The organism is Micromonospora sp. DT62, from assembly GCF_049847285.1.
Taxonomy (GTDB): domain Bacteria; phylum Actinomycetota; class Actinomycetes; order Mycobacteriales; family Micromonosporaceae; genus Micromonospora; species Micromonospora reichwaldensis.
The window spans coordinates 14,379-39,202 of the sequence record NZ_JBNCOB010000033.1 but is presented as its reverse complement, the minus strand read 5'-3'; the positions used below and the strand labels follow the sequence as shown (position 1 = coordinate 39,202).

General features: G+C 74.7%; 22 protein-coding genes and 1 pseudogene. 4 read left to right on the top strand and 19 right to left on the bottom strand.

Translation table 11 applies throughout. The features are described 5' to 3' along the window. Positions 1–15: 15 nt before the first annotated feature. From ACPXCB_RS28875 to ACPXCB_RS28865, 3 genes and pseudogenes are all read right to left on the bottom strand, one after another. The gene (locus ACPXCB_RS28875; protein ID WP_425879046.1) at positions 16–702 is read right to left on the bottom strand and encodes a hypothetical protein; all 687 of its coding nucleotides are present in this window, start codon (positions 700–702) and stop codon (positions 16–18) included. Between the two features lie 318 nt (positions 703–1,020). Next, positions 1,021–1,764, bottom strand: a complete 744-nt coding sequence (locus ACPXCB_RS28870; RefSeq protein ID WP_425879044.1) for an ABC transporter permease — start codon at positions 1,762–1,764, stop codon at positions 1,021–1,023. A 62-nt stretch (positions 1,765–1,826) separates the two neighbouring features. Beyond that, positions 1,827–2,495 (bottom strand): annotated as a pseudogene (locus tag ACPXCB_RS28865) (ABC transporter ATP-binding protein); the annotation flags it as partial. Positions 2,496–2,626: 131 nt separating this feature from the next. Between ACPXCB_RS28865 and ACPXCB_RS28860 the strand changes: the two are divergent. The 3 genes from ACPXCB_RS28860 (at position 2,627) to ACPXCB_RS28850 (ending at position 7,930) form a co-directional block, all read left to right on the top strand. Further along, positions 2,627–4,552, top strand: a complete 1,926-nt coding sequence (locus ACPXCB_RS28860) for a sensor histidine kinase (protein ID WP_425879043.1) — start codon at positions 2,627–2,629, stop codon at positions 4,550–4,552. Next, the gene (locus ACPXCB_RS28855; RefSeq protein WP_425879041.1) at positions 4,516–5,163 is read left to right on the top strand and encodes a response regulator; all 648 of its coding nucleotides are present in this window, start codon (positions 4,516–4,518) and stop codon (positions 5,161–5,163) included. The genes ACPXCB_RS28860 and ACPXCB_RS28855 overlap by 37 nt, the downstream gene beginning before the upstream one ends. 130 nt (positions 5,164–5,293) lie before the next feature. Further along, positions 5,294–7,930: an ATP-binding protein gene (locus tag ACPXCB_RS28850; protein WP_425879039.1), complete on the top strand. Its 2,637-nt coding sequence runs from the start codon at positions 5,294–5,296 to the stop codon at positions 7,928–7,930. 59 nt (positions 7,931–7,989) lie between these two features. Here ACPXCB_RS28850 and ACPXCB_RS28845 read toward each other — a convergent pair whose 3' ends face one another. The 14 genes from ACPXCB_RS28845 to ACPXCB_RS28780 all read right to left on the bottom strand — a co-directional run bounded on the left by ACPXCB_RS28845 (position 7,990) and on the right by ACPXCB_RS28780 (position 21,637). Then, positions 7,990–8,949, bottom strand: a complete 960-nt coding sequence (locus ACPXCB_RS28845; RefSeq protein WP_425879038.1) for a phosphotransferase family protein — start codon at positions 8,947–8,949, stop codon at positions 7,990–7,992. 52 nt (positions 8,950–9,001) lie between these two features. Further along, entirely contained in the window at positions 9,002–10,372 is a 1,371-nt protein-coding gene (locus ACPXCB_RS28840; RefSeq protein WP_425879036.1) for a hypothetical protein, read from the bottom strand. A gap of 38 nt (positions 10,373–10,410) precedes the next feature. Then, the gene (locus ACPXCB_RS28835; protein ID WP_425879034.1) at positions 10,411–11,769 is read right to left on the bottom strand and encodes a hypothetical protein; all 1,359 of its coding nucleotides are present in this window, start codon (positions 11,767–11,769) and stop codon (positions 10,411–10,413) included. Further along, positions 11,770–12,741, bottom strand: coding sequence for an alpha-ketoacid dehydrogenase subunit beta (locus ACPXCB_RS28830; RefSeq protein WP_425879033.1), 972 nt, complete (start codon positions 12,739–12,741; stop codon positions 11,770–11,772). Further along, on the bottom strand, positions 12,742–13,713 hold the full coding sequence (locus ACPXCB_RS28825; protein WP_425879031.1) for a thiamine pyrophosphate-dependent dehydrogenase E1 component subunit alpha: 972 nt from the start codon (positions 13,711–13,713) through the stop codon (positions 12,742–12,744). Then, entirely contained in the window at positions 13,710–14,507 is a 798-nt protein-coding gene (locus ACPXCB_RS28820) for a DUF3050 domain-containing protein (protein WP_425879029.1), read from the bottom strand. The genes ACPXCB_RS28825 and ACPXCB_RS28820 overlap by 4 nt, the downstream gene beginning before the upstream one ends. A 1-nt stretch (position 14,508) precedes the next feature. Then, positions 14,509–15,438 (bottom strand): phytanoyl-CoA dioxygenase family protein, encoded by a 930-nt coding sequence (locus tag ACPXCB_RS28815; protein WP_425879027.1) that lies wholly within the window; start codon positions 15,436–15,438, stop codon positions 14,509–14,511. Then, the gene (hppD, locus tag ACPXCB_RS28810; RefSeq protein WP_425879025.1) at positions 15,435–16,538 is read right to left on the bottom strand and encodes a 4-hydroxyphenylpyruvate dioxygenase; all 1,104 of its coding nucleotides are present in this window, start codon (positions 16,536–16,538) and stop codon (positions 15,435–15,437) included. Before hppD ends, ACPXCB_RS28815 begins: the two co-directional genes overlap by 4 nt. 71 nt (positions 16,539–16,609) lie before the next feature. Continuing rightward, positions 16,610–17,848, bottom strand: a complete 1,239-nt coding sequence (locus ACPXCB_RS28805) for a beta-ketoacyl-[acyl-carrier-protein] synthase family protein (protein WP_425879023.1) — start codon at positions 17,846–17,848, stop codon at positions 16,610–16,612. Continuing rightward, positions 17,845–19,461: a class I adenylate-forming enzyme family protein gene (locus tag ACPXCB_RS28800; protein WP_425879021.1), complete on the bottom strand. Its 1,617-nt coding sequence runs from the start codon at positions 19,459–19,461 to the stop codon at positions 17,845–17,847. The genes ACPXCB_RS28805 and ACPXCB_RS28800 overlap by 4 nt, the downstream gene beginning before the upstream one ends. Next, entirely contained in the window at positions 19,458–20,015 is a 558-nt protein-coding gene (locus ACPXCB_RS28795) for a beta-ketoacyl synthase chain length factor (protein WP_425879020.1), read from the bottom strand. Before ACPXCB_RS28795 ends, ACPXCB_RS28800 begins: the two co-directional genes overlap by 4 nt. Beyond that, complete coding sequence (locus ACPXCB_RS28790) at positions 20,012–21,094, bottom strand: beta-ketoacyl-[acyl-carrier-protein] synthase family protein (protein ID WP_425879019.1); 1,083 nt, start codon at positions 21,092–21,094, stop codon at positions 20,012–20,014. The genes ACPXCB_RS28795 and ACPXCB_RS28790 overlap by 4 nt, the downstream gene beginning before the upstream one ends. Next, on the bottom strand, positions 21,087–21,371 hold the full coding sequence (locus ACPXCB_RS28785; protein ID WP_425879017.1) for an acyl carrier protein: 285 nt from the start codon (positions 21,369–21,371) through the stop codon (positions 21,087–21,089). Before ACPXCB_RS28785 ends, ACPXCB_RS28790 begins: the two co-directional genes overlap by 8 nt. Then, complete coding sequence (locus ACPXCB_RS28780; protein ID WP_132234722.1) at positions 21,371–21,637, bottom strand: acyl carrier protein; 267 nt, start codon at positions 21,635–21,637, stop codon at positions 21,371–21,373. The genes ACPXCB_RS28785 and ACPXCB_RS28780 overlap by 1 nt, the downstream gene beginning before the upstream one ends. A gap of 15 nt (positions 21,638–21,652) precedes the next feature. On the opposite strand from ACPXCB_RS28780, the gene ACPXCB_RS28775 reads away from it, so the two are divergent. Beyond that, positions 21,653–22,438 (top strand): 4'-phosphopantetheinyl transferase family protein, encoded by a 786-nt coding sequence (locus ACPXCB_RS28775; protein WP_425879015.1) that lies wholly within the window; start codon positions 21,653–21,655, stop codon positions 22,436–22,438. On the opposite strand, the gene ACPXCB_RS28770 is transcribed toward ACPXCB_RS28775, so the two are convergent. Together ACPXCB_RS28770 and ACPXCB_RS28765 are read right to left on the bottom strand one after the other, a co-directional pair. Beyond that, entirely contained in the window at positions 22,369–23,754 is a 1,386-nt protein-coding gene (locus ACPXCB_RS28770; RefSeq protein ID WP_425879013.1) for a class I adenylate-forming enzyme family protein, read from the bottom strand. The two genes, ACPXCB_RS28775 and ACPXCB_RS28770, sit on opposite strands and share 70 nt — an antisense overlap. A 722-nt stretch (positions 23,755–24,476) precedes the next feature. Continuing rightward, complete coding sequence (locus ACPXCB_RS28765) at positions 24,477–24,779, bottom strand: antibiotic biosynthesis monooxygenase family protein (protein WP_311412701.1); 303 nt, start codon at positions 24,777–24,779, stop codon at positions 24,477–24,479. Between the last annotated feature and the right edge of the window lie 45 nt (positions 24,780–24,824).

The following is a 24,824-nucleotide window of genomic DNA, read 5'->3' as shown; positions in this document are numbered from 1 at the left end:
AGCCGGTGACGCGGCTCAGCGGTGCTGGACCCACACGTTCGGCTCGAGGTAGGTGCCCTGGTCGAGATCGAGGTCCACGCGCAGCAGGCTGAGGCCGTCGGGAATGACGTAGTCGCCGCTGTCGGGGAAGACCATGCCGGTCCACTGCCGCCACTCGGCCACGGTGCCGGTCATCGTCTGCGACCGGGGCGCCATGGCGATCACCCGGGCTCCGAGCCGCCAGTGGGTGCGCAGCCAGGGATCGAGCGGGGAGCCGTCCTCCCTGGTCCAGGCGGCGAACCGCTCGATCGGGGTCAGCGGGTAACGGGCCTTGAGGGTGGGCCGCACCGGGGCGATCACCCGCGCCCAGCCACGCTGCTCGGCCACCGACCGCAGCGCCGTGAGCAGGTCGCCGGCCAAACCCTGGCCACGCAGGTCGGCGCGCACCTGGGCGGCCATCACCACGAGGGTGTCGGGGATCTCGTCGCGGTCGTGGCCGGTGACCGCGCGGCGCAGGGAGTCGGTGTAGCCCTCGGGCAGGTGCGCCGGGTCGCCGTCCCAGCGGATCGGCACCGCCCACCCCGCGGCGACCAGGTCGCCGTCGCCGTCGAGCAGCACGAGCTCCAGGTCGGCGAACACCTCCCGCACCCGGCTGAGGTACCGGTCGACCTGCCGGTCGGCTTTGATGAACGCCGGCCAGCCACCCGCAAACAGCCGGTCCATCTGGTCACCCGGCCGCGGCCGTGCCCGCAACGGCTCCACGACGGTACGCACGGACGCCTTTCTACCAAGACAGTCGCCGGCCGCACCACGACTATAAGTCGGCGCGGTACGGTGATCGCCGAGTTGACGCGCGGAGGTCCGGCGCCGGCCGCAGACGCAAGCGAGGACCGCGCCCGTGAGTAGCTGACAAGGCGTTCGGCGCCGACCAGGCCGTCGACGCCGACGGATTGAATGCCTGTTACGGCTTGGAGACGGCATGACCATGGCTCAGGCGACCCCGAACGGCCCTTGAGATGCAGGCCAGAGGCCATGTCGTCACTACTCCCAGCGGAAGTGGCGGGCCGCGAGCCCGCCCAGCACCACGGTGAACGCCGCCATCACGGCCAGGTGCAGCAGCGTGGGCCAGGAGCCCGCCCAGGCATCCTGTAGTGCCTGGGACACGGCCCCCAGCGGGGTGAAGTCGGCGATCTTCCGCACCAGGTCGGGCATCAGCGGCCCCGGCGTCCACACCCCGGCGAAGAACATCATCGGGAAGTAGATCAGCTGGCCGACCCCCGACGAGGCCCGGGCGCTCGGCGTGACCGCCGCCACGAGCAGCGCGACGGCGCACATCGTGGTCGACCCGAGCGTGAACGCCAGCACGAAGCCGACCGCGTTGCCGGGCGGGGAGACGTCGAAGACGGTCGCCGCGACCAGCCAGGCCAGGCCGCACGCGACAAGCAGTGCGGCGACGTTCACGGCCACCTGCGCGACGAGCACCGCCGCCGGCGAGACCGGGGTGGTCGACAGCCGGCGCAGGATGCCCCGTTCGCGGTAGGTGCCCACCACGCTCACCAGCGTCATCATCGTCACCGTCGCGATGGCCAGCGTCATGGTGATCGGCAGGTAGACCTCCAGGGGGAGCCGGCCGCCCAGCTCGTCCGCCGGCTCCCGGAACCCGGGCATGGCCAGGCCGAGCACCAGGATCAGCAGGGCTGGGAACGCGATGGCGAAGAACGTGCCGACCGGATCCCGGAGGAACAGCTTCGCCTCGACGCGGACGATCTTGGCAAGGGCGGTCATCAGAGGCTCCTGGTAGAGGTGAGGGAGAGGATCGCGTCCTCGAGGGTGGGCCGTTCGACGCCGGGCACCTGGGCACCCGCGATCAGGTTGCGAGGAGTGTCGACGGCGACGACCCGGCCGGCCACGACGACCGCCAACCGGTCACAGAGGCGCTCCGCCTCGTCCATGAAGTGGGTCACCAGCACGACCGTGACGCCACGGTCCCGGACCTGCCGGACCAGCTCCCACGTGTCCCGTCGCGCCTGCGGGTCCAGGCCGGTGGTCAGCTCGTCCAGGATCGCCACCGACGGGTTGCCGACCAGGGCGAGCGCGATCGACAGCCGCTGCTTCTGGCCACCGGAGAGCTTCGCGAACACCGTGTTCCGTTTGGCGGCCAGGCCCAGCTCGTCCATCAGCTCCCGCCAGTCGGCCGGGTGCGGATAGAACGAGCTGTAGAGGTCGAGCGCCTCCCACACCTTGATCCGGTCCGGTAGCTGGCTCTCCTGGAGTTGGCTGCCCAGCTTCCGCCGCACCGCCGCGCGGTCCCGGTACGGGTCCAGCCCCAGCACCCGTACCGTCCCCGAATCCGGGGTCCGGAGCCCCTCGACGCACTCCACGGTGGTGGTCTTGCCGGCGCCGTTCGGGCCGACGAGCCCGAAGATCTCACCCTCTTCCACACTCAACGACACGTCGGCGACGGCCAGATGGTCGCCGTACTGCTTGCGGAGGTTGCGCACCTCGATGACTGACATGCCGGCAACGCTAGGAATCGCGGCGGGCGCGGAGAATGGGTCCAGCCGCCCGGTGGGGGTGTATCCAGCCCCACCCCTGGTCGGTTGCCTGCCCCGATGCGGTGGCGGTCGGCGCGGCGAAGACTCGACCCATGACCCGCTTCGTGCTCGCCGTACCACGCTGCGTCGCCCTGGTCGTCCTGGTCGCGGCCGGGTTCGCCTACGGGTACCTCCTCGTGGTCGCCGCCACCCTGGTGATCCCCTATCCGCTCGGCCTCTCCGGCCAGTTCCGGCTGACCGCGCTGGCCCGCCGACTCGCCCGCGCCTGGGCCGGAGCGGACCTCCCCGAGCCCGTACGGTCGCCGCCACCCGCACCGCACCGGCGCGCGGACGGCTGGTACGTCCACGGGGACACGGTCTTCAGGTCGCCCCGGGTGCCGGCGTTCCTGCTCACGCTGGACCACCACGCGAAGGACCCGACGCTCGGCCGGGAATGGGCGTGGCTGATCCTCACTCCGGTCACCGGCGCGGTCCCCCTCCTGGTGCCGCCCGCGCTGATCACGGCCGGCGGGTTCCTGCTCACGTCGCCCCCCTGGCCGCTCGCGTGGTCGGTGCCGGTGGCCGTCGCGGCGATCGTGGCCGCGTTCCTGCTCGCGCCGGGCGCGCTGCGGGCGTACGGGCGGTGGACCGGCGTGCTGCTGGGGAGCGGCGAGCCGCCGCGGACGGCGGTCGGACGCTGGGTCACCCGAGCGTCGGCCGCGACCTGGCGGACGGCCGGCCTGGCCGGGCTGTCCCTCGCCGCGTTCGGCGGCCTGCTGCTCAACCTGCTCACCGCGGTCGTGTCGTGGGGTGGGCTGCTGCCGTACACCCTGCCGGCCACGCGATCGGTGGTGGAGCTCTACCGGCGCCAGGTCCGCCGGTGGACGGGCGCCGACCTGCCCGCACCGTACCGGCCGTACCCGCCGCCGCCCAGCCCCGGCGAGGACGGCAACTACCGGGTCGGGCGGGTCCTCTACACCAATCTCGTGGCGGCCGTCCAGGGTCAGCGGCCGGGGTGGCTGCTCGGCGACCCGGCCACCTGGCGGGACCAGCTGTGGACACTGGGCTCGCTCGCCCTGGCCCCGTTCTCGTTCGTCCCGGCGGTCCTGGTCGGCTTCGGCTTCTACGGCCTGTTCTGCCAGCCGCTGACCTGGGCGAGCTGGGCGGTGCCGATCGGCCTGTCCACCGGCTACTGGGTCACCCCGTTCTACCTGTGGTTCGGCATCGAGCACGTCGGCCTCGTCGGGCCGTGGTTACCGGACTGGGCGAGCATGCCCCTCGGGCTGGCCATGGCGCTGCTCGGGCTCGGCCTGGCCGGCCCGCTGATGAGGCTGCGGCTGGCGTGGGACCGGCTCCTGCTCACCCCCACGGCGGCCGCCGTACTCGCCTCGCGGGTCGCGCACCTCGCCACCACCCGGGCCGACGCCGTGGACGTGCAGGCGGCCGAGCTGCGCCGCATCGAACGCGACCTGCACGACGGCGCCCAGGCCCGACTCATCGCCGTCGGGCTCGGCCTGGCCGCCGTCGCGCGGCTCATGGAGACCGACCCGGCGCGGGCGCGGCTGGTGCTGGCGCAGGCGCAGGAGACGTCCGCGGCCGCGCTGGCCGAGCTGCGCGACCTGGTACGCGGCGTCCATCCGCCGGTGCTGGCCGAACGCGGACTCGGCGACGCGATCCGGGCGATCACGCTCGACACCCCGCTGCCGGTGGACGTGGACGTCGACCTGCCCCACCGGCTCGACGCGCCGGTCGAGTCGGCGGCCTACTTCGTCACCTGCGAGGCCCTCACCAACGCGGCCCGCTGCGCGGCCCACATCTCCGTCTCGCTGTCGCACCGCGACGGGGTGCTCCGGATGGTGGTGGCCGACGACGGTCCCGGCGGGGCCGACCCGGCTGCGGGGACCGGGCTGCGTGGCGTCCAACGGCGGCTCGCTACATTCGACGGAACCCTGACCCTGCACAGTCCGCCCGGCGGACCCACCGTCGTCACCATGGAGATCCCGTGCGCGTCGTCCTCGCCGAAGACCTCCACATCCTGAGGGACGGGCTGGTCCTGCTCCTCGAGAGCCACGGCTTCACCATCGCCGAGGCCGTCGGCGACGGGCCGTCCCTACGCACTGCCCTGGCCCGGCACCGGCCCGACGTGGCCATCGTCGACGTGCGGCTGCCGCCGACCTTCACCGACGAGGGACTCCAGGCGGCGCTGGCCGCCCGGCGGGACGTCCCCGGCCTGCCGGTGCTGGTGCTGTCCCAGCACGTCGAGCAGCTCTACGCCCGGGAGCTGCTGGCCGACGGGGCCGGCGCGGTCGGCTACCTGCTCAAGGACCGTGTCCTGAACGCCGACCAGTTCATCGAGGCCGTGCGCCGCGTCGCGGCGGGCGGCACCGCGATGGACCCCGAGGTGATCGCCAAGCTGCTGACGGCCAGCGGCACCGCCTCGCCCCTGGCCCGCCTCACGCCGCGCGAGCGGGACGTCCTCGAACTCATGGCCCAGGGCCGTTCCAACGCCGCCATCTCGCAGCGGCTGTTCCTCAGCGAGAGCGCCGTGGGCAAGCACACCGCGAGCATCTTCGGCAAGCTGCGCCTCCCCCCGTCCTCCGACGACAACCGCCGCGTCCTCGCCGTCCTCGCCTACCTCAACGACGCCTGACCGCGCTCCCCGGCGTGGAGCCGCCACCGACACCGCGCGGCCCGCGCTAACCGCCGACGCCGGCGGCACGGCTCCGGCGAGCCGGCCATGCGGATGACCCGGCATGACAGGCGTCGATAGGATGCTCTCCGTGACGACGCCGCTACCTGGACCCGGCACGGCACGGACGGCGGCAGAGTTCGTCGCTCGGCTGCGCGGCGTCAAGGCCTGGTCCCGGCTCTCCTACCGGGCGCTGGAGCGGCGGGCGCGCAGAGTCGGGGACCAGCTGCCGGCGAGCACCGTCGCGACCTCGCTCAACCGGCTCTCGCTGCCGTCGGAGGAGGTGGTCGCAGCCCTGGTGCGGGCCTGCGGCGGCGATCCGGCGGCGGTACGGGAGTGGGTGGAGGCCCGCCGCGCGTTGGCCCTCTCCGACCACTTCGTGTCGGCCGTGGGCGCGCCGGGACGGACTCCCGACCCGTCCGCCGAACCGGCAGCCGCGTCCCCGGCGGCACCCGCCGGGGACGAGCCGGGCACTCACGCCGGCCTCCGCCCGGACGGGCCGGCCGCGCGGCCGGTGGCCCCCTGTCTCCTGCCCCCGGACCTGCCGTTGTTCGTCGGTCGGGACAGCGAACTGTCCGAGACGCGGCGGCTGCTGGGCCTGGCCGCCTCCGGGCCGGTGACCATGCTGGTCAGCGGACCGGCCGGCGTCGGCAAGACCGCCTTCGCGGTACGCCTCGGGCACCTGCTCGCCGCGCAGTTTCCGGACGGTCAGCTCTACATCGACCTGGGCGGTTTCGGCGACGAGCCGCTGGAGCCGAGCACGGTCCTCGGCGCCTTCCTGCGCGCGCTCGGCGTGCGCGGAGGCACGGTGCCCGCGGAGCTGATGAGCCGGATCCACCTCTACCGCACCCTGCTGGCGCAGCGGCGGATGCTCATCATCCTGGACAACGCGGCGAGCACCCGGCAGGTCACCGACCTGCTGCCGAACGGCGGTCGGTGCGCCGCCATCGTCACCAGCCGCACCACGCTGGCGGACCTGGGCAGCCGCCGCCTGTCGCTGGGCACCCTCGACCAGGCCGCAGGACTTGCGCTGCTGGGTGAGATGTTGGGTCGCGAGCGGGCCGCCGCGGAGCCCGCCGCGGCCCGGTTCATCGTGCAGACCTGCGGCGGCCTGCCCCTCGCGGTGTGGGTGGCCGGGGCGCGGCTGGCCGCCCGACCGCACTGGCCGCTGAGCAGGGTCGCCCAGGCGCTCGCCGACGAGCAGCGCAGGCTCGACGAACTGGCCGTCGGTGACGTCGCCGTACGGGCCAGTCTCGAACTCACCTACCGGGGAATGACCCCGACGGCGCAGCGGGCCCTGCTGATGCTCAGCCTGTCGCCCGGGCCGGACTTCGCCGCGTGGACGCTGGCCGCGCTGCTCGACACCACCCTCTCCGACGCGGAGGCCGTCCTCGATGACCTGGTGGAGGTGCACCTGGTCGAGATCGGGGCGGTCGGGGCCAGCGGATTCCGCTACCGTCTGCACGACCTCGTACGCCTGCTCGGCCGGGAGCTGTTGGAGCGGGAGGTGTCACGGCAGAGCCGGACGGAGGCGCTCACCCGGCTGCTCAGCGCGAGCCTGCAGCTGACCGACCTGACCGCGGACGCCCTGCAGGCGGACTTCCAGGGCGGCCCACCGGCCCACCTGGTGTCCTGGCGGCTCCCGGCGGCAGACACCGACCAGTTCGTCGCCGATCCGGTGGCCTGGTTCGACGACGAGCGTCGCTTCCTCACCGCCCTGGTCGACCAGGCGCTCGACGACGCCGGGAGCGGGCCGGCCGCCGAGCCGACCGCCGGACTGGCCGCGGGGCTGGCCGCCGGGCTGACGACGTTCTTCCAGGTCCGCAGCCACTTCGACGAGTGGGAACGGCTCCAGGGGCGGGCGCTCAAGGTCGCGCTGCATGCCGCAGACCAGCGCGGCGCCGCCGCGCTCCACCGCTGCCTCGGCGAGCTCACCACCGTCCTGGACCGGTACCCGGAGGCGCTGGGCCACTTCGAACAGGCCCTGCGGCTCGCCCACGGTCAGGACCCTGCCTTCCTGGCCAGCGCCACCGCCGGCCTGGCGTACGTGCACCGACTGCTCGGCCGGTACGACCCGGCGGTGCATCACTTCGAGGAGGCCGTCGAGCTGGCTCGGGCCACCGGCAACGTGAACTGCCTCGTCTACGCCACCAACGGCATCGGCGTCATCGAGCTGGAACAGGGGCGGGTCGACGCCGCCCGGCAACGGTTCGAGGAGTGCCTGGAGGTGAGCCGGACCGCCGGATACCGGCCCGGTGAGGCCCAGGCGTTGCGGTGCCTGGGGCAGAGCCACCGCGCCCTCGGCGCCTACCCGGTCGCCGCCGACTGCTTCCGACGGGCCGCCTCGATCAGCGAGGACCTCGGCGACCGGCTCTCCGCGACCCACGCCACCTGCTGGCTCGGCGACGTCCTCGTCCGCCAGGGTGAGCACGGCGAGGGACGGCGGCTGCTGGCGCGGAGCCTGTGGACCTACCGCGAGTTCGGCAACCTGTGGGGCGAGGCGGCCGCGTCGTACGCGCTGGCAGAGGCGCAGCTCGCCGCCGGCCGCCCGGTGCAGGCCCGCCGGCGGGCGGAGGCCGCCGTGGACCTGTGGCGGCGGGTGGGCTCGCGGAGTTGGCTGGCCATCGGCCTCGACACCCTCGCCGAGGCGCACCGCCTGGCGGGGGACCCGGTCGCCTCGTCCCGGATCCGCGCCGAGGCGTCGGCCGTCCGGGCCGCCCGGACGTAGCCCGGCCGGCTCGGCCAGGACCGGCTCAGACGTAGCCCGGCCGGCTCGGCCAGGACGGCTCAGGCGAGCTGGTCCAGCGCCCGGGTGGTGTTGTGCGCGACGATGGCGAGCATGCCGGCGCGGTCGGGGAAGTCGCCGTCGAGCAGGCGCAGCGGGCCCGCCACCAGCGACAGGTACGTCGCGAGCCGGTAGAGGCGCAGCCGGTCCTCGTCGAGACCGGGCACGGCCAGCGCCGGATAGTCGTCGCCGAAGCGCAGCTCGAGGAAGGCGTGCTCCCACTCCACGTCGAGGAACATGGTGCCCTCGATGTCGACGAGCACCGGGCGCTCCCGGGCGTCGATCAGCACGTGGTCCGGGCCCAGTTCGCCGTGGATCAGTCCGTGGCGGGAGCGGGGGGCCACGGCGGCGTACCGCTCGGCCAGGGCGTCGGCGAGCCGGTCCCGCACGGTCGCGATCCGCTCGACCCGGGCGGCGGCCTCGGCCAGGTCACGCAGCGCCCGGTCGAGGACGAGCCGCTCCACCGGCCGGCGCACTGCCGGCTCGGCGGATCCCGGGCGGCCGTACCGGTCGCGGCGCCGGGAGTGCATGCTCCGGACGGCGTCGCCCAGCCGGGCCAGCACCGCCCCGGCGCGGCGCGGGTCGCGCCGGCGCAGGTCGTGCAGGGTGCCGCCCCGGACGTCCTCCACCACGGCCACCTCGCCCGGCAGCAGGGTCGCGGTGGGGTGCAGCAGGAGCCGGGGCACGCGCACCCCGGCGGCGGTGAGCTCCCGGTGCGCCGCGGCGAACAGGCCGGCCCCGGTGGCGTGCCCGAACGGGTCGTCGGGTGCCGGTGCCGGCGCCGGCCAGTAGTCCTCCCCCGGGTGCCAGACGTAGGCGACGCCGGTGGACCCGTCGTCGAGGGTCAGCCGGTAGACGCCCTTCTTCGTGCCGCCGGTCAGCCGCCGCACCGAGACCAGCGCCCGCCCCCGCCCGAACGCCGCCCGCGCCACCGGCAGCAGCTCGTCGATTGTCAGCCCCACCCGCGCGCCACCCACCCGGCCATCCTGCCCCGGCGGCTCCCGCAGCCGAGAATCAGGCGGCAGGCGTCCCGCCACCGCCGCGCACCGCGACCACGCGGCGGCGCCGGGCGAGGAGCAACACGACTCCGCCGCCCGCCACCAGGGCGAGACCGGTTCCCGCGACCAGTCCGGCCCGCGGCCCGGTGATCGGCAGGTCGCCACCGCCACCGCCGTCGCCATCGTCGCCGTCGTCGTCCCCGGCACCGCCCTTCGCCGCGACCAGGACCGCGAACCCGTCCCGGTTGTCGCTGTCGTCCACGTCCGCCGCCGGCACGGCGACGGCGTTCGCCGGCAGCTCGGTACGCGGCAGGCCGGAGCGGCCGTCCGTCCGCGCGGCCAGGCCCTCGACCTGTACCGTCCCGCCCGCCAACGTGACGGGCGCCTTCGTGGCGGCCGCCACCGTCACCAGCTCGTGCAACTCGACGGCGGAGTGACTGCCGTCGGTCGGGTCGGTGTCCTGGCCGGCCGGAATCAGCGCGAGCGTGTCGTGGGTGCAGACGGCCGACCGCCGGTCGCGAGCGACGACGCACTCCTTCGGTGGTCGGGTGAACGTCACCGCCTCGGGCAGGCGCAGCGTGACCTTGATGCCACCGACCGCCTTGCGGCCCTGGTTGACGATCCGGTACCGCACCGCGCCCGTCTCACCCGGCTGCAACGTCCCGGTGGGTTCGAGCCGGCCGCCCGCACCGATGCGTACCGACTGCTTCACGTCCGGCGCCACCACCGACAGATCGGCCTCGGGATCGTCGACCAACCTGAGCGTGAACCGTTTGGGGGCAGCGGTCTGCATCGGCTCGTCACCCCAGGCCATGCCGGCCTCGACGGAGAACGTGCCTTCGTAGGGCTGCTGGTTCTCCTGCACGTTGACGTCGAAGGGAAGATCCACCGTCTCGCCGGCGGCCGGCAGCAGCTCCGGAAGAGCGTCCGGACCGATCCGGCAGTACCAACCCGCGGCATCGCCGTCGCACTCGCCGGAGCCACCGCCCTCCGGCCACATCAGGGAGATCCCGTCCGGCCAGTCCTGCTCGCCCGGGCGGACGTAGAAGATCGCCTCTCTCGGCGTCCGGTCGGTCAGATTGGTGAGTCTGAGGTGGATGCGCTTCTTCCCGACCCCCAACGGAACCGTCGTACCGGTCACGTCGAACGTGAACTTCGGATCCGCGTTCGCCGCCGGAGCGGGACCGCCGGGGACGGCCAGCCCGGCGAGGACGAGCAGCGTCACCGCCGCCGTGCGCGACAGCCATCGATGACCAAGACCCATGGTGGGCTCCTTCAGCAGGCGGCGATCGTCGTCGACGCCCCCAGTCAAACCGCTCACATCGACTGATGCAAACGTCTGCGCGGCGCGGCGTGCGGGATCCGCCGGAACTCCGCATCCGGTCACCGGGGCGGGGCGGGGGCGAGCCGCCGCGCCGCGCGGCGTCAGTCGACCACCAGGAGGCCGGAGAGGAGGACGCCTCGGGCCAGGTTGAGCACGCCGTCGCAGCCGGGGAAGCCGGTACGGATGCAGGCGCCGGCGGCCCGGCGACCGAACAGGTACGGGGCGATGCTGTACGGCACCTCGGCGGCGACCGTCTCGCCGGTCCCGATGTGCACGAAGTCCAGCCCGACGTCGTCGGCCCTCACGTACTCCTGGAGGATGAAGCCGCCCCGGTCGACGGCGCGGGTCAGCCCGTCGCGCCACGCGTCGGCGTCGGTCTCCCGGCCGATCAGCACGTCCACCCCGGCGGAGCCGTCCGCCGGCTTCGCCACCAGGTCGCGCCGGTCGGCGACCGCCCGGTCGAGCAGGTCCGCCGTCAGCGACCAGGTACGCGGCACGTGCCGGTGCACCAGGTCCCGGTCGGCGGCCGGCAGCGCGTCGGCGTCCTCCCACAGCCAGGCGAAGGCCCGCTTGTTGGCGACCAGCCACGCCGCCACCGACACCCACATCGGCACGGTGCCCGCCGCCAGCGCCGCCGCCAGGGCGTCGACCCCGGCGCTCGGGGTGACCCGGTTGGGCACGAAGAGCCGGAACACCGCGTCGACCGGGGCGCCGCCGGCGACGAGCCGTTTCCGGTCGTCCAGCGTGACCTGGGAGACCGGCGCGACGACCAGGTCCATGTCGCACGCGGCGGCCCGCTCGACGACCGGCGACAGCAGCCGGATGAACCGCTGCGGGTCGTCGAGTCCCGGGTACTCGGAGTCGAAGTCGATCAGCATGGCGACCCGGGCACCGTCGGGCAGGCCGAGGCCGGCGCGGATCGCGGCGAACCGCCGGTCGACGGCCGAGGGCGCCGCCGCCAGCCGGGCCCGGTCGGTGAGGCCGCGCCGCCGGTAGACCTCGACGAAGCGGCGCACCGTCGTGTCCGCGTCGAACGCGCCGCCGAGGCTGCTGTCGATGTTGTACTCGACGAACCGGGGCACCCCGTCGCTGAGCAGCACGTCCGGCCGGAACGCGTCCAGCAGCGCCTCGGTCAGCGGCTCGTCGTCGTCGAGCAGCCGGGTCTCGCCGTCGGGCACGTTGAGCAGCCGGCGCAGCTCCCCCGCCGTGCCGGCCCGCCGCCGGCACGCCTCGAAGATGAGCTGGGCGATCCGGTCGGAGACGGCGTTGAGCACGCCGAGCGACGTCTCGTCCATCACCGGCGGCCGGGCCAGCCGCCACTGCTCGTTGTACGTGGCCCGGCCGTCGAAGACCTCCCGCCAGGACTCCGCCCCGGCGGCCACCATCTCGGCGCGCACCGGCGCGGGCAGGTCGAGCCACGCCCGCGCGGCGGAGGGCCAGCGGTAGTCGACGTCGTCCATTCATCCCTCCTTCATGACGTGTCCGATGGCGGCCCGGAGCTGCTCACGGCTGGGCTGCACGGCCCGGTCCAGCGCCGGGGCGAACGACAGGACCGCGCCGTCGGGGCGGGTGACGCGGCGCGGCGGCGCCACCAGCCGCACCCGCTCGACCATCGTCGCGATGATCTCCCCGGCGATGCCGCAGGAGCGGTTGGAGTCGTCCACCACCACCAGCCGCCCGGTGCGCCGCAGCGACTCGGCGAGGGCGTCCCAGTCGAACGGGTACAGCGTGCGCGGGTCGAACACCTCCACCGACACCTGGTCGGTGAGTTCCTCGGCGACCGCGAGGGCGTCGTGCACCAGGTGCCCGACCGCGACCACGGTCACGTCGTCGCCGGGCCGGTGCACCCGGGCGCGCCCCAGCGGCACCGGGGCGAGCGCGGCGAGGTCCACGTCGGCGCGGACGTCCAGCGCCCCGGCGGGGGCGAAGACCACCACCGGGTCGTCGCACCGCACCGCCGACACCAGCAGCCCGTACGCGTCGGCCGGGGTGGCCGGCACGACAGTGGTCACCCCGACGTGGGCAAAGAGGCTGTACGGGTGGTCGGAGTGCTGCCCCGCCCAGCCCGTCCGGGAGCCGGAGCCCGGCACCAGGTACGTGACCGGTACCGCGCACTGCCCGCCGGTCATCAGCGGGAACTTGTGCGCGTGGTTGACGATCTGCTCGAAGACCAGGAACAGCAGCGACGGGATCTGGAACTCCACCACCGGACGCATCCCGGCCAGGGCCGCCCCGGTGGCGAAGCTGGTGAACGCCTGCTCCGACAGCGGGGTGTCGCGCACCCGGTCCGGGCCGAACCGCTTGGCCAGCCCGGCGGTGACGTTCGAGGCGGCCACCCGGATGTCCTCGCCGAGCAGGAACACCGACTCGTCGCGGGCCAGCTCGTCGGCGAGCGCCCGGGTGAGCGCCCTGCGGTAGGAGAGCCTGGGCATCTAGCCACCTCCGGTGCGGGCGGACAGGCCGCTGGCGTACAGGTGCGCGAGGGCGTCGGCCGGGTCCGGCTCCGCGCTGGCGAGCGCGAACTCGACGGCCCGCGTCAACACCTCCTCCACCTCGGCGTCCACGTCGGCCCGTACGGCGGCGGGCAGCCGCGCGCCCTGGATGTCCACCGGGTCGCGGGAGCGGCCCCGGGCCACCTCGTCGGGCGGGCGGTAGTCGAGGCGTACCGCGTGTTCGAAGGTGTGGTGGGCGTCGAATCGGTAGGTGCGGGCCTCGATCAGCTCGGGTCCGCCGCCGGCGCGCATCCGGTCGACGGCGGCGCTCGCGGCGTCGCGTACCGCCTCGGGGTCCTGACCGTCGACGACGGCGGCCGGGATGCCGAACGCGGCGGCGCGGCCGGGGATGCTGCCGGCGACCGCGCCCGCGACGGGCATGGTGGTGGCGTAGCCGTTGTTCTCGCAGACGAACAGCACCGGCACCCGCCACAGCGCGGCCAGGTTGAACGCCTCCAGCAGCATCCCCTCGTTCACCGCGCCGTCGCCGAAGAAGCTCACCCCGACGATGTCGTCGCCCCGGCGGCGACGCGCCCACACCGCCCCGGTGACGATCGCCCCGGACGCGCCGACGATGGCATTGGCGCCGAGCACGCCGACGCCGAAGTCGGCGGCGTGCATCGAGCCGCCCCGGCCGGCGTTGAGGCCGGTGACCCGGCCGCACAGTTCGGCCATCATCCGGGCCGGATCGGCGCCCTTGGCGAGCACGTGCCCGTGCCCCCGGTGGGTGCCGGCGACCACGTCGTCGGCCCGCAGCGCGGCACAGACCCCCGCGGCGATCCCCTCCTGCCCGAGGTACGGGTGGATGCCGCCGACGACGTGCCCGGACCGGACCAGCTCGATCGCCCGTTCCTCGAAGCGGCGGATCAGCCGGACCGTCCGGTAGAGCCGGACCGGGTCGGCGTCGGTCACCGGCCGCGCCCCTGCTTGACGGCGGCGAGGATGTCGTCCCAGAGCCGGGCACGGGCGGCGAGCGCGGTGTTGACCGTGTCCGCGCACTCCTGCCATCTGACGTCGTCGTCGCCGCACAGGTCGGCGAGCATCTGCATGGCCATCGGGGTGTGCTGCTCGCCGTCGACCTCGATGTGCCGTTCCAGGTAGTCGACGAACGTGTGCAGCCGCCGACTGCGCTCGTTGACCGCGACGACCTGGGTGAACATGTCGGGGATCAGGTCCTCCCGGCCGAAGGCGAAGGCGGCGGCCTGGCAGTGCACCGGGGTGCTCTCGATGATCCGCCAGGTGGTCGCGGCGAACGCCGCAGACGGCGCGGGCACCCGGGCCTCCACCAGCGCCTCGGCCACCGGTCGGCCGGCCCGCAGCAGGTCGATCAGCGCGTCCACGGCCGTGGTGTCGGCGCCGGCCTCACGCATGCCCCGCACGTACAGCTCGAAGTGGCTGATGTGGCCGTCGCCCAGCTCGTCGCTCTCCTCCACCATGACGATGTCGTTGATCAGGCGGCGGCTGCCGGTCGGCCCGGTGGGGATCCACGGCACGGTGACGCAGGTGAGCTGCCGCTGCAACGACGTCAGCAGGGACATGAAGTCCCAGACGGCGAAGACGTGGTGCTCCATGAAGGTCACCAGCGCCTCGTGGGTGTCGAGAGCGGCGTAGAGCGGGTGCCGCACGACCGCCTCGCGGCGCTCGCCCACCGCCTTCTCCAGCCGTTCGATCCCCGGGTGCGTCCTACCCCAGTCGTACCGTGACATGTCAGCCTCCCTGCGGGGCGCGGTCGCGCCAGATGACCGGGCAGTACTCGGGGTCCGCGTAGTCCGGCCGCCCGTCGTCGGTGCGGCGGACCAGCACGTCGTGGTTGTACGCGGCGAGGGTGCCGTCGGAGAGCGGATACTCCCGCCAGGCGTTGTCGCCGTCCTGCAGGTGCAGCGAGATCGCCCGGCGCGGGCGGCCGCTGACGTTGGCGCCGCTGCCGTGGTAGGTGCGGCAGTGGTGGAAGCTCATGTGTCCCCTGGGGATCACCATCGGCACCTTGCGGATCTCCACGCCGTTGTGGGCCGCGTTCTCGGCGAGCATCTCCTCCAACTGGCCGCGGTCGCGGTCGGCGAAGTGGCGCACCACCGTGTCGTCGGCGCCGATCTCCGCCCAGCGGTGCGAGCCGTCGACCATCGTGATGGTGCCCATCTCCTCGCCGCAGTCGTGGAACGGGATGAACGCGGTGAGCATGTTCTCCGACGACGAGGACGCCCAGTAGTGCTTGTCGAAGTGCCAGGGCACGATGTTCGACGGCTCGCCCGAGACCGGCGGCTTCTGGATCAGCGTGGACTGGAAGACGCGGATCTCGGTGGCCCGCGCGAGGCGGGCGGCGACCGCGCCGATCAGCGGCTTGCGCAGGATCGCCCCGAGCACGTCGTGCTCGTGGTGGACGTAGTCGTTGTGCCTCTGCACCGGACCCTTCGACGGCTCCCAGTAGGCGAGCCTCGCCGGGCGCACCGGCAGGCGGCGGTCCCGCTCGCCGGCGTAGTAACGGTCGGCGGCGGCCGTGAGGGCGTCCACCTCGTCGTCGGTGAGCAGCTTCTTCGACAGGTACCAGCCGTGCGCGGCGTAGAACGCCACGTCGTCCTCGGAGGGCAGCAGCGCCTCCTCCTCGGCGGTCAGTGCCGGCTCGAACTCGGTCGCGGTCACGTCCGCACCTCCTGCGGTGTCGGGGCCGCGACGGTGGTGCCCGCCGCGGCCAGTTCCCGTTCCTTGGCCTCGTAGAGCGCCTTGATGTTGCCGCTGCCGAAGGTCCGCGCCCCGCGCCGCTCGATCAGCTCCAGGAAGAGCGTGCGGCGCACGTGCATGGACTCGGTGAAGATCTGCAGCAGCTGCCCGCCGTGGTCGCGGTCGACGAGCACGCCGAGGTCGCGCAGCCGGTCCAGTGGCGCGTCCACCGGGCCGACCCGCGCCTCCAGCGCGTCGTAGTAGCTGGCCGGGGTGCCGGCGAAGCGCACGCCCCGCTCGGCGAGGGCGGCCACCGCGGTGACGATGTCGTCGGTGCGCAGCCCCAGGTGCTGCACCCCGGCGCCGGCGTGCTGGTCGAGGAAGGCGTCGAGCTGCCCGGGCCGGCGCGAATGGTCGGGTTCCAGCAGCACCAGGGTCACCCGGCCCGACGGGCTCTGCACCACCGTGGAGTTCATCGCCTGTCCGGCGACCTCCACGTGCTCGGCGAAGGTCTCCGCGAATCCGAACACGTCCCGGTAGTGCCGGACGGTCTCGCCGAGCTGACCGGGCGGCACGCAGACCGCCAGGTGGTCGATCTCGGCGAGCAGCTTGCCGCCGTCGTCGTCGGGAGGCGTCAGCTCGACCGCCCCGGGCAGGAACTCCTCCCGGTCGCCGTGGCGGGACACGAGGCGGTGCAGCACGTCGCCGAAGCCGCCCACCTCGGCGGTCACCACCTCGGCGTCCGCGCCGGTGAAGGTGGTCGGCGGCGTCACCCCGGTCGCGCCCCGGCGCACCAGCTCGGCGTACGCGCCGGCGGCGTCGTCGACCTCCAACGCGACCACGGCCACGCCGTCGCCGTGCCGCTGCACGTACCGCGAGGCCGGATGCTCGGCGGTGAGCCCGGTGGTGAGCACCATCCGGACGTCGCCCTGGCTCAGCAGCAGCGACCGCTGGTCGGCCAGCCCGGTCTCGGGACCGCCCTGGCCGCGCAGCTGGAAGCCGACCGCCCGGTCGAAGTAGAAGGCCGCCTGCCGGGCGTCCCCCACGAAGAGTTCGATGTGGTCGATTGCTCGGATGTCCAATGTCCTCAGCCCTTTCCACGGTCTCCGCCGTGGTTGCCGTCCGGGCGCGGTCCGCCCGGGATGGTGCGGGGTCAGTCCCTCGGCCGGGCGGCCCGCGCGAGCAGCAGACTCACGTTCTGCCCGCCGAAGCCGAAGGAGTTGGTCAGCGCGTATCCGGTGTCCGTCCTGCGCGGCTCGGCGCGGATGTGGTCCGCCGGGCAGGCCGGGTCCGGGTCGTCGAGGTTGTGCGTCGGCGGCAGCAGGCCCCGGCCGAGCGCCAGCGCGGTGGCCGCCGCCTCCAGCGCCCCGGAGGCGCCGAGCAGGTGGCCGGTGAGCGCCTTGGTGGAGCTGACCGGCACGCCCCCGACGCCGAACACGTCGGCGAGCGCGGTGGTCTCGGCGATGTCGCCGAGCTTCGTGCCGGTGCCGTGCGCGTTGACGTAGCCGACCCGCGCGGCGGGCACGCCGCCGCTGGCCAGCGCGCGCCGCATGCACTCCGCCGCGCCGGCGCCGTCGGGCCTCGGGGCGGTCGGGTGGTACGCGTCGGTCGTCGCCCCGTACCCGGCGACCTCGGCGTATCCGGTGACGCCCCGGGCGGCGGCGTGCTCGGCGCGTTCCAGCACCAGCAGGGCCGCACCCTCGGCGAGGACGAACCCGTTGCGGCGGGCGTCGAACGGCCGGCTCGCCGCGGTCGGGTCGGCCCAGCCCCGGGCGAGCGCCCGGGCGTTGCCGAAGGTGTCGGCGAAGGTCGGGAAGAGGGGCGCCTCGCTGGCCCCGCAGAGCACCACGTCGGCCTCCCCCGCACGGATCAGCCGGACCGCGTCGGCGATCGACTGGGCACCGGAGGCGCAGGCGGTGCCGACCGACGAGGTGTAGCCACGGACGCCGTGGCGGATGGCGATCCGGGCCGACGGCATGTTCGGCAGGATCCCGGTCAGCAGGTACGGGCTGACCGCCGACCGGCCGCGCGCGGCGCGGGCGAGCACTTGCGCCTCCAGGGTGGCCATCCCGCCGACGCCGCCGACGATCACCCCGATCCGGCCCGGGTCCACGTCCCGGCCCACCTCGATGCCGGCGTCGGCGAGCGCGTCGGCGGCGGCGAGCAGGGCGAGCACCACGACCCGGTCCAGGACCCGGGTCTCCGGCCCGGTGGCGACCGTACGCGGGTCGACGTCCGGGAGCACGCCGGCCACCTCCAGCGACCCGGCCGCCGGATGCCCGGCCGGCGGCCGGCTCAGCCCGGAGCGGCTGGAGCAGAGCGCGTCGAAGGTGGCGTCGACGCCCCGCCCGGCGGGGGTGAACAGCCCCATCCCGGTGATGACGGCCGTCATGACGGCGACTCGGTGAGGTAGCGCTCCCGCAGGACCACCTTGCGCACCTTGCCGGTGACGGTGACCGGGATGTCGGCGGAGCGGACCGGCACGACGCGGCGCAGGGTCGCGCCGACGTCCGGGCCGAGCGCGGCCCGGACCCGCCCGGTGCGGTCCTCGGCGGGGTCGACCCCGGCGGCGAGTTCCAGCAGCACGTCGGTGACCACCCCGCCGGCCCCCGAGGTGATCACCACCGTGCAGTCGGTGACGTCCGGGCAGGCGGCGAGGACGCGCTCCTCGGACAGCGCCGTGTAGAACCACCGCCCGTCCCCCGCGTCGACCGCGTCGACGGCCCGGTCCAGGTGGTGGTAGCGGCCCTCGTCGTCGGCGTACACCAGGTCGCCGGTCAGGTACCAGCCGCGTTGCCGGGACCGGTACGTGGTGGCCGAGTCGTTCCAGTAGCCCCGGAACAGCGACGGCGAGTCGACGCCGAGCCAGCCCACCTCGCCGGCCGGCACCGGGTCGCCCCCGGCGTCGAGCACGGCGACCTTCGCGAACCGGTAGGGCCGGCCGACGCAGCGGCCGTACCGGTCGGTGTCGACGCGGTGGGTGATGTGGAACATCGAGTGGCCCATCTCGCTGGAGCCGAGCCCGTCGATGAAGACCGAGCCGGGCACCCGGGTGACCCCCTCGCGGGTCAGCACGTCGCGGGAGCCGACCGCGACGAGCCGGCGCACGTGCGGCTCGTGCGAGCAGTCGCCGGTGTTGAACCACAGCGACACCGAGTCCAGGTCGTACGCGGACAGGTCGAAGCGGGCCAGCTCCGCCCACGTCACGGAGAACCCGAACACCCCGTCGGGACGCCAACGCTGGATCGCCTCCAGCACCCGCTCCCCGCCCTGGTCGGAGAGCAGGAGCATCTCGGCGCGGTTGCCGAGGGCCTGGTTGACCATGAGCACGGTGGCGGTGTGCGGTGCGGGCAGCGCGTTGAGGATGCGGCCGGTGCCCTGCGCCTGCGGCATGGCGAGCAGGTGCCGGGTGGCGGCGAAGAGGCTGGCGTGCGAGTGCAGCACCGCCTTGGGCACCCCGGTGGTGCCCGAGGTGTGGGTGATGACGACCGGGTCGTCGCCGTGGTGCCGGTAGTGCTGTGGCGCGGCGGCCGGATCGCCGGTACCCGTCTCGGCCGGGGTGCCGAGCACCGGCACGCCGAGGTCGTGGCCGGCCAGCAGGGCGCGGTGCGCGTCGTCGGCGAGCACCCCGACGCCGCGCAGCCGACGCACGTACTCGGCGGCGATCTCGGGGCGCAGCCCGCCGTTCATCAGCGCCGGGATCGCGCCGAGCCGGGTCAGCGCGAGGTAGCTGAGCACCATGTCGGCGGCGGCGGTGGCCCACACGGCGACCGGGTCGCGGGGCGTGATCCCCCGCTCGTGCAGCCAGGCGGCGCGGGCGGCGACCCGCTCGTCGAGCCGGCCCAGCGTGAGCGCCCGCCCGGCCGGGTGGCCGTCCACGGCGGTGTCGAAGGTGAGGCCCGGCCCGTCCGGGTCGGCGCCGTGCGCCAGCACCCGGGCCAGCACGTTGCCGGCGCCGATCCGCTCGTCGGCGGCCAGCGCCCCGCGCAGTCCCCTCTTCCTCATGGTGCGTCTCCTCCCCCCAGCAGCACCGCGACGGCTCGGGACTCGGGCTGTCCGCCCGTGTCCCGCGCACCGCCGTCGACGGGTGCCTGTTCGATCAGGACCAGCAACGCCCGGTCGGCGTCGCCGTCGTGCAGCAGCAGCTCGGCCTCGGCGGTGCCCTCGGCGCGCGGGTCGCCGGGCGGCGCGAGGCAGAGCACCGGCCCGCCGAGGCCCCACCGGGCGGCCACGTGCCCGGCCACACTGTTGGGCACCGACTGGAAGAAGAACAGCGGCCCGGGCCGGCCGCCGGCGGCGACCGTGGCGCGCACGTGCGCCGCGCTGGCCCGGTCCCCGGCCGCGCTGACCAGCACGACCGCGGTCCGTTCGCCGTCGGGGGCCGGCCGCCGGCCGTACGCGCGGGTCAGGCAGCGCTCGGCGACGGCCGCGACGAGGGGCGGGAAGCTGGAGTGCACGTACCCGGGCACCGGCGGCGGCGCCCCGTCGTCCGGCTCGGGCCAGGCCGCCTCGGCCAGCACGGTGAGGCGGCCGGCGGGATGCCCGGCGGTCCCGCTCATGCCGCACCCACCAGCAGCGCCGTGTTGGCGCCACCGAAGGCGGCGTTGAGGCTCAGCGCGTACCCGGTGGCGGCGGGCCGGGGCGCGTCGCGCACGACGTCCAGCGGGCAGGCCGGGTCGGGGCCGAGCCAGCCGGCGTTGACGGGCAGTTTCCCGTGCCGCAGGGCGAGCACGGTCACCACCAGTTCCAGCAGGCCGGAGGCCTCCAGGGCGTGCCCGTGCAGCGCCTTGGTGGAGCTGACCGGGACGCGTGCCGCCGCCGCGCCGAGCGCGGTGCGCAGGGCCGCCGCCTCGGCGGCGTCGCTGTGGCCGGTGCCGGTGGCGTTGGCGTTGACGTACCCGATCGCCTCCGCCGGGAGTCCGGCCCGGCGCAGCGCCGCGGTGACCGCCCGGGCGAGGCCCCGCCCGCCCGGCTCCGGCTGGCAGGGGTGGTACGCGTCCCCGGCCCGGCCCCAGCCGAGCAGGTCGGCGACCGCGCCCCGGGCGGCGGCCCGCGACTCCAGCACCACCGCGGCGATGCCGTCGCCGAGCAGCAGCCCGGTGCGGCCGGCGCTGAACGGGCGTACCGCGCCGTCGGTGGCGAGGGCGCGACCGGCGTCGAAGAGCGCGTACTGGTCCGGCTCGACCAGGTAGCCGGCGGCCACCACCGCCCGGGTGACGTCGCCGCGGCGGATCAGGGCGGCGGCGTCGGCGACCGCGCTGCTGGCCGAGACGCAGGCGGTGGTGTACGCCCGGGCCGGGCCGGTGAGCCCCGTCCGGGCGGCCAGCGCGGTGGTGAGCGCCGGCACGTGCGCGCCGCCGTGCACGGCCAGCAGCAGGGCCGTGCCGGCCCGGCGACCGGCGTCGAGCCCGGCGTCCCGGCAGGCCGCGTCGACCGCCTCGGCGAGTTCGTCGGCCAGGTCACCGGCGTCGGGCAGGACGGCGGCGGCGTCGACCCGGCGGGGTGCGGTGTCGAAGCGGTCCACCGGCCGGAACGCCGGGACGCCGGCCAGCACGCCGGCGAGCTGCGCGTCGGCTCCCCTGCCGAGCGCGCTGGTCGCGTGGACGCCGGTGAGCTGGACGGCCGCCGGTTCAGCCATCGGCGGCGGCGGTCATCGGGCCGGGCGAGGTGTGCGGCGGGGTCGCAGCCACCAGGCACGCCCGGAAGACCGCCAGGGCGTCGTCGACGGTCCGGATCCCGGCGAGCTGGTCGTCGGTGAGGTCGAGGCGCCGGTCGAGGCGCTGCTCGACGAGGTGCACCAGCCAGGCCAGCTCCATGGAGCCGATCCGGTCGCCGACCTCGGCGGCGGGCTTGCCGGCGAGGTCGGCGAGCATGGTCACCAGGTCGGCCCGTTCCAGGTCGGGCTGACCGGCCATCAGGAGTCGTCGCTCGGCGCCCCGGCGACCCGGTCGGCGACCATCGTGGTGAACTCGCCGACCGTCATCAGGGCCAGCTTCTCGGACTCGTCGTCGGCGAACTTCAGGCCGTAGCGGTCCTCGACGCGCACGGCGAGGTCGGCGAGGGCCAACGACTCCAGGTCCACCCCGGACGGGCCGAGGGTCGTCTCGTCGTCGAGGCCCTCGACGTCGTAGTTCATGTCCTCGAGCTGCTCGACGACGAAGGCGCGGATCTCGGGTCGCATGGTTAACCTCTTTCCGTGAGCCAGTTACCGGTGCCCGGTCGGGACACCGCGTACGTGTGGATCGGCCGGGGCGTCGGCGGTCGGCCGGTCCCGGCCGGGCGGCTGTTGCGGCGCGCGGGTGCCGCGCTGCTCGGCCGCGCGGAGGCGGAGATCGTGGTGGAGCACGGCCGCGACGGGCGTCCGCTGGTCACGGTGTCCGGCGCGGAGGCCCGGGTGGAGCTTCCGGTCAGCGTCAGTCGGGCCGACGGGGTGGTCGCGGTCGCCGCCCGGGCGGCCGGCCCGGTGGGGATCGACGTGGAGTGGTGCCGTCCGCTGCCCGCGCTGGCGCTGGCCGGGCGATGGTTCGCGCCGGCCGAGGCGGCGTGGCTGGCGGAGCGCGACGCCGACGGGCAGGCGCGCGACTTCCTGCGGCTGTGGACGGCGAAGGAGGCCGTGGGCAAGGCGCTCGGGACGGGGCTGCGCGGCGGCGGTCTGCGGCGGCTCATGCCGGTGCCGGACGACCCCGACGGGGGGCTGGGGCCGGCGCTCGGCGGCAGGCGCCTGCGCGTCGGGCATCCCCGCGTGGGCGGGGGCCTGGTCCTGGCCGTCGCGGTGGTCGCCGACGAGGCGGTACCGGTCCACGTGGTGTCGGTCGGGGCGCTGCTGGTCCAGGCGGTGCCGGTCGGGTCGGCGCGGGTCGGGTCGGCGCCGGTCGGATCGGACGGGGCGCTCGGGGCCGCGCGGTGCGGCGCTCACGTGGCGGCCGCCCGCAGCGCGTCGGTCGAGCGGACCAGCTTGCCGGTGGTGGTACGCGGCAGCTGATCCACCAGACGCAGGGTGCGGGGGCGCTTGTAGCCGGCCAGCCGCTCGGCGATCAGCCTGTCGAGCGCCTCCTCCGACAGCGGCCCGTCCGGCTGCACGTAGGCGGTGATGCCGCCGTCGAAGACGACCACGGCGGCGGCGACGCCGGCCAGCTCGGCGACGGTCGCCTCCACCTCCGTCAGGTCGACCTTCAGACCGCCGACGGAGACCTGCGAGTCGAGCCGCCCGCGAACGGTGACCAGGCCGGTGTCCGGGTGCACGACGCCGGCGTCGCGGGTGCGCAGCCAGCCGTCGGCCCAGCGGGTGGGGTCGCTCGGCCCGACGTACGGCGACGCGGGGCAGCTCACCCACAGCTCACCGTCGACCTCGCGGACCTCGACGCCGGGCGCCGGGGCGATCGACGGGCGGTGCCGGCCGTGCAGGTCGGTGCCGATGACGCCGACCTCGGTCATCCCGTACATGTTGCCCAGCGGCACGCCGTACCGGTCGGTGAAGGCGCGGGCCACGGCGGCCGGCACCAGCTCGCCGCCGGTGGTCATCCGCTTGAACTGCGGCAGCGGCCCGGTGGGACGGGTGGAGGCGAGTAGTCCGATGTGGAACGGCACGCCGAGCACCGTGGCCGGCGAGTCGTCGGCCGCGATCGCGGCCAGCACCGCGTCGCCGGCGAGCCGCTCCGGTGGCACCAGCTCGACGCCGGCGTGCAGGCCGTAGAGCAGGCCACCGACCAGGCCGAGCACGTGCACCATCGAGGGCAGCAGGACGATCCGCTCGCCGGGCAGCGCCACGCCGTCGATGCGGGTGTAGCGGCGCACCTCGGCGACCAGATCGTCGGCGGTACGACCGATCACCTTGGACGGTCCGGTGGAGCCGGAGCTGAGCTGGATCACCGCGTGCCCGCTGACCGCCGGGCGATCGGCGTACGCGGTGACGCCCTCCGTGACGTCGACGAAGATCCGCAGTCCGCCGCCGCCGGTACGGACCGGGGCCACGACCACCTGCGGGGTGAGCCGCGCGAGCGCCCGGTCGACCTCGTGGTCGGTGAGCCGGTGGTCGAGCAGGATCGCCTGTGCCCCGCTGCGCCAGGTGGCCAGCAGGTTCACCACGTACGCCAGCGAGGGTGGCAGCCGCAGCGCGGCGGCGCCCCCGGGGCGCAGTCCGGCGGCGCCGAGACGGGCCTGCGCGTCGGTCACCAGCCGCCGCAGAGTGCCCCGGTCGACCGGTTCGGGAAGTCGGAGACAAATGTCGGTCGAACGGCCTTCGAGCAGAATTTCGTCAACCCAGAGCGGGTCTGTCGCCGCAGGATTTCCCGTCGTCACAACCGTTCACCGCCCAGCCTCAATAAGGGCGAAACCGCCCATAAGGTGTGCCTGTCGGGGTGCTGCGGGGAACCTTACGACGCCGCCCGATGCATAGCTAGATGCAAATGGCTAGATCAGAAAGGGCGGCCGGCCGGATTGCCCACGACCGGTTCGTCGGGCAGGATCGGGCGTGTACGTCGACTGAGGGTATCCGCCGGATGACCCGTCGTATTTACGGCGCGGCACGCCCACCGGACGGCCGATGGTGGTCTTCAGCCGCATCGGTTCGGCCACCCGGGGTAGGCCGGTTGGGACGGCCACACGGGCCGGAGTGGGATGGCCGACGGGGCGGGTCGAGACGCTCGCACGGGCCGGAGTGGGATGGCCGACGGGGCGGGTCGAGACGCTCGCACGGGCGGGACAAGACGAGACGGCCTCGCGGGCGGGGCGCGACGGCCGACGGGCCCGGGCGGACGGTGCGGCTACGCGGGCGGCGGGCGGATCGCGTGCTGCGCGACGGACCGCGCCAGAAGCAACGCGTGCCGGGCGACACACCCCGCGTGCCACCGCACGAGTGGAACACCATGGGTGTCAACGACAGCCGGTGACACCCGTGGTGTTCCACTCGTGCCCTGGGGCCGGCGGACGAACGGCCCACCGCGTCGTTGCCCCCTCACCGGACGGTGAGGACAGCCGGGAGGGCGGACAGCCGGGAGGGCGGACAGCCGGGAGGGCGGGGCTCAGGTCCGGGACGTGGCGGGGGTCTGGGCGTGGATGAGGAAGCGCAGCGACCGGGCGTCGGTGAAGCACTCCCGCATCGGCCGGACCAGGTCCCGGTGCTCCGGGCTGCGTTCCCACGCCTCGAAGTCGGCCAGGCTCGCCCACTCGCTGGTGATCAGCCACTGCTCCGGGTCGGCCGACGACCGGCAGACCTGGTCGACGAGGTGCCCCGCGACGCCCCCGGCCACCAGGTGCCGGACCGCCTCGTACGCGGCCAGGAACGCCTCCGTACGCTCCTGCGGTACCCGTACCAGGAACACCACCCGGGCCCGCTGCCCGTTCGCGTCGGCTGCCCGCTGCGCCCCGAC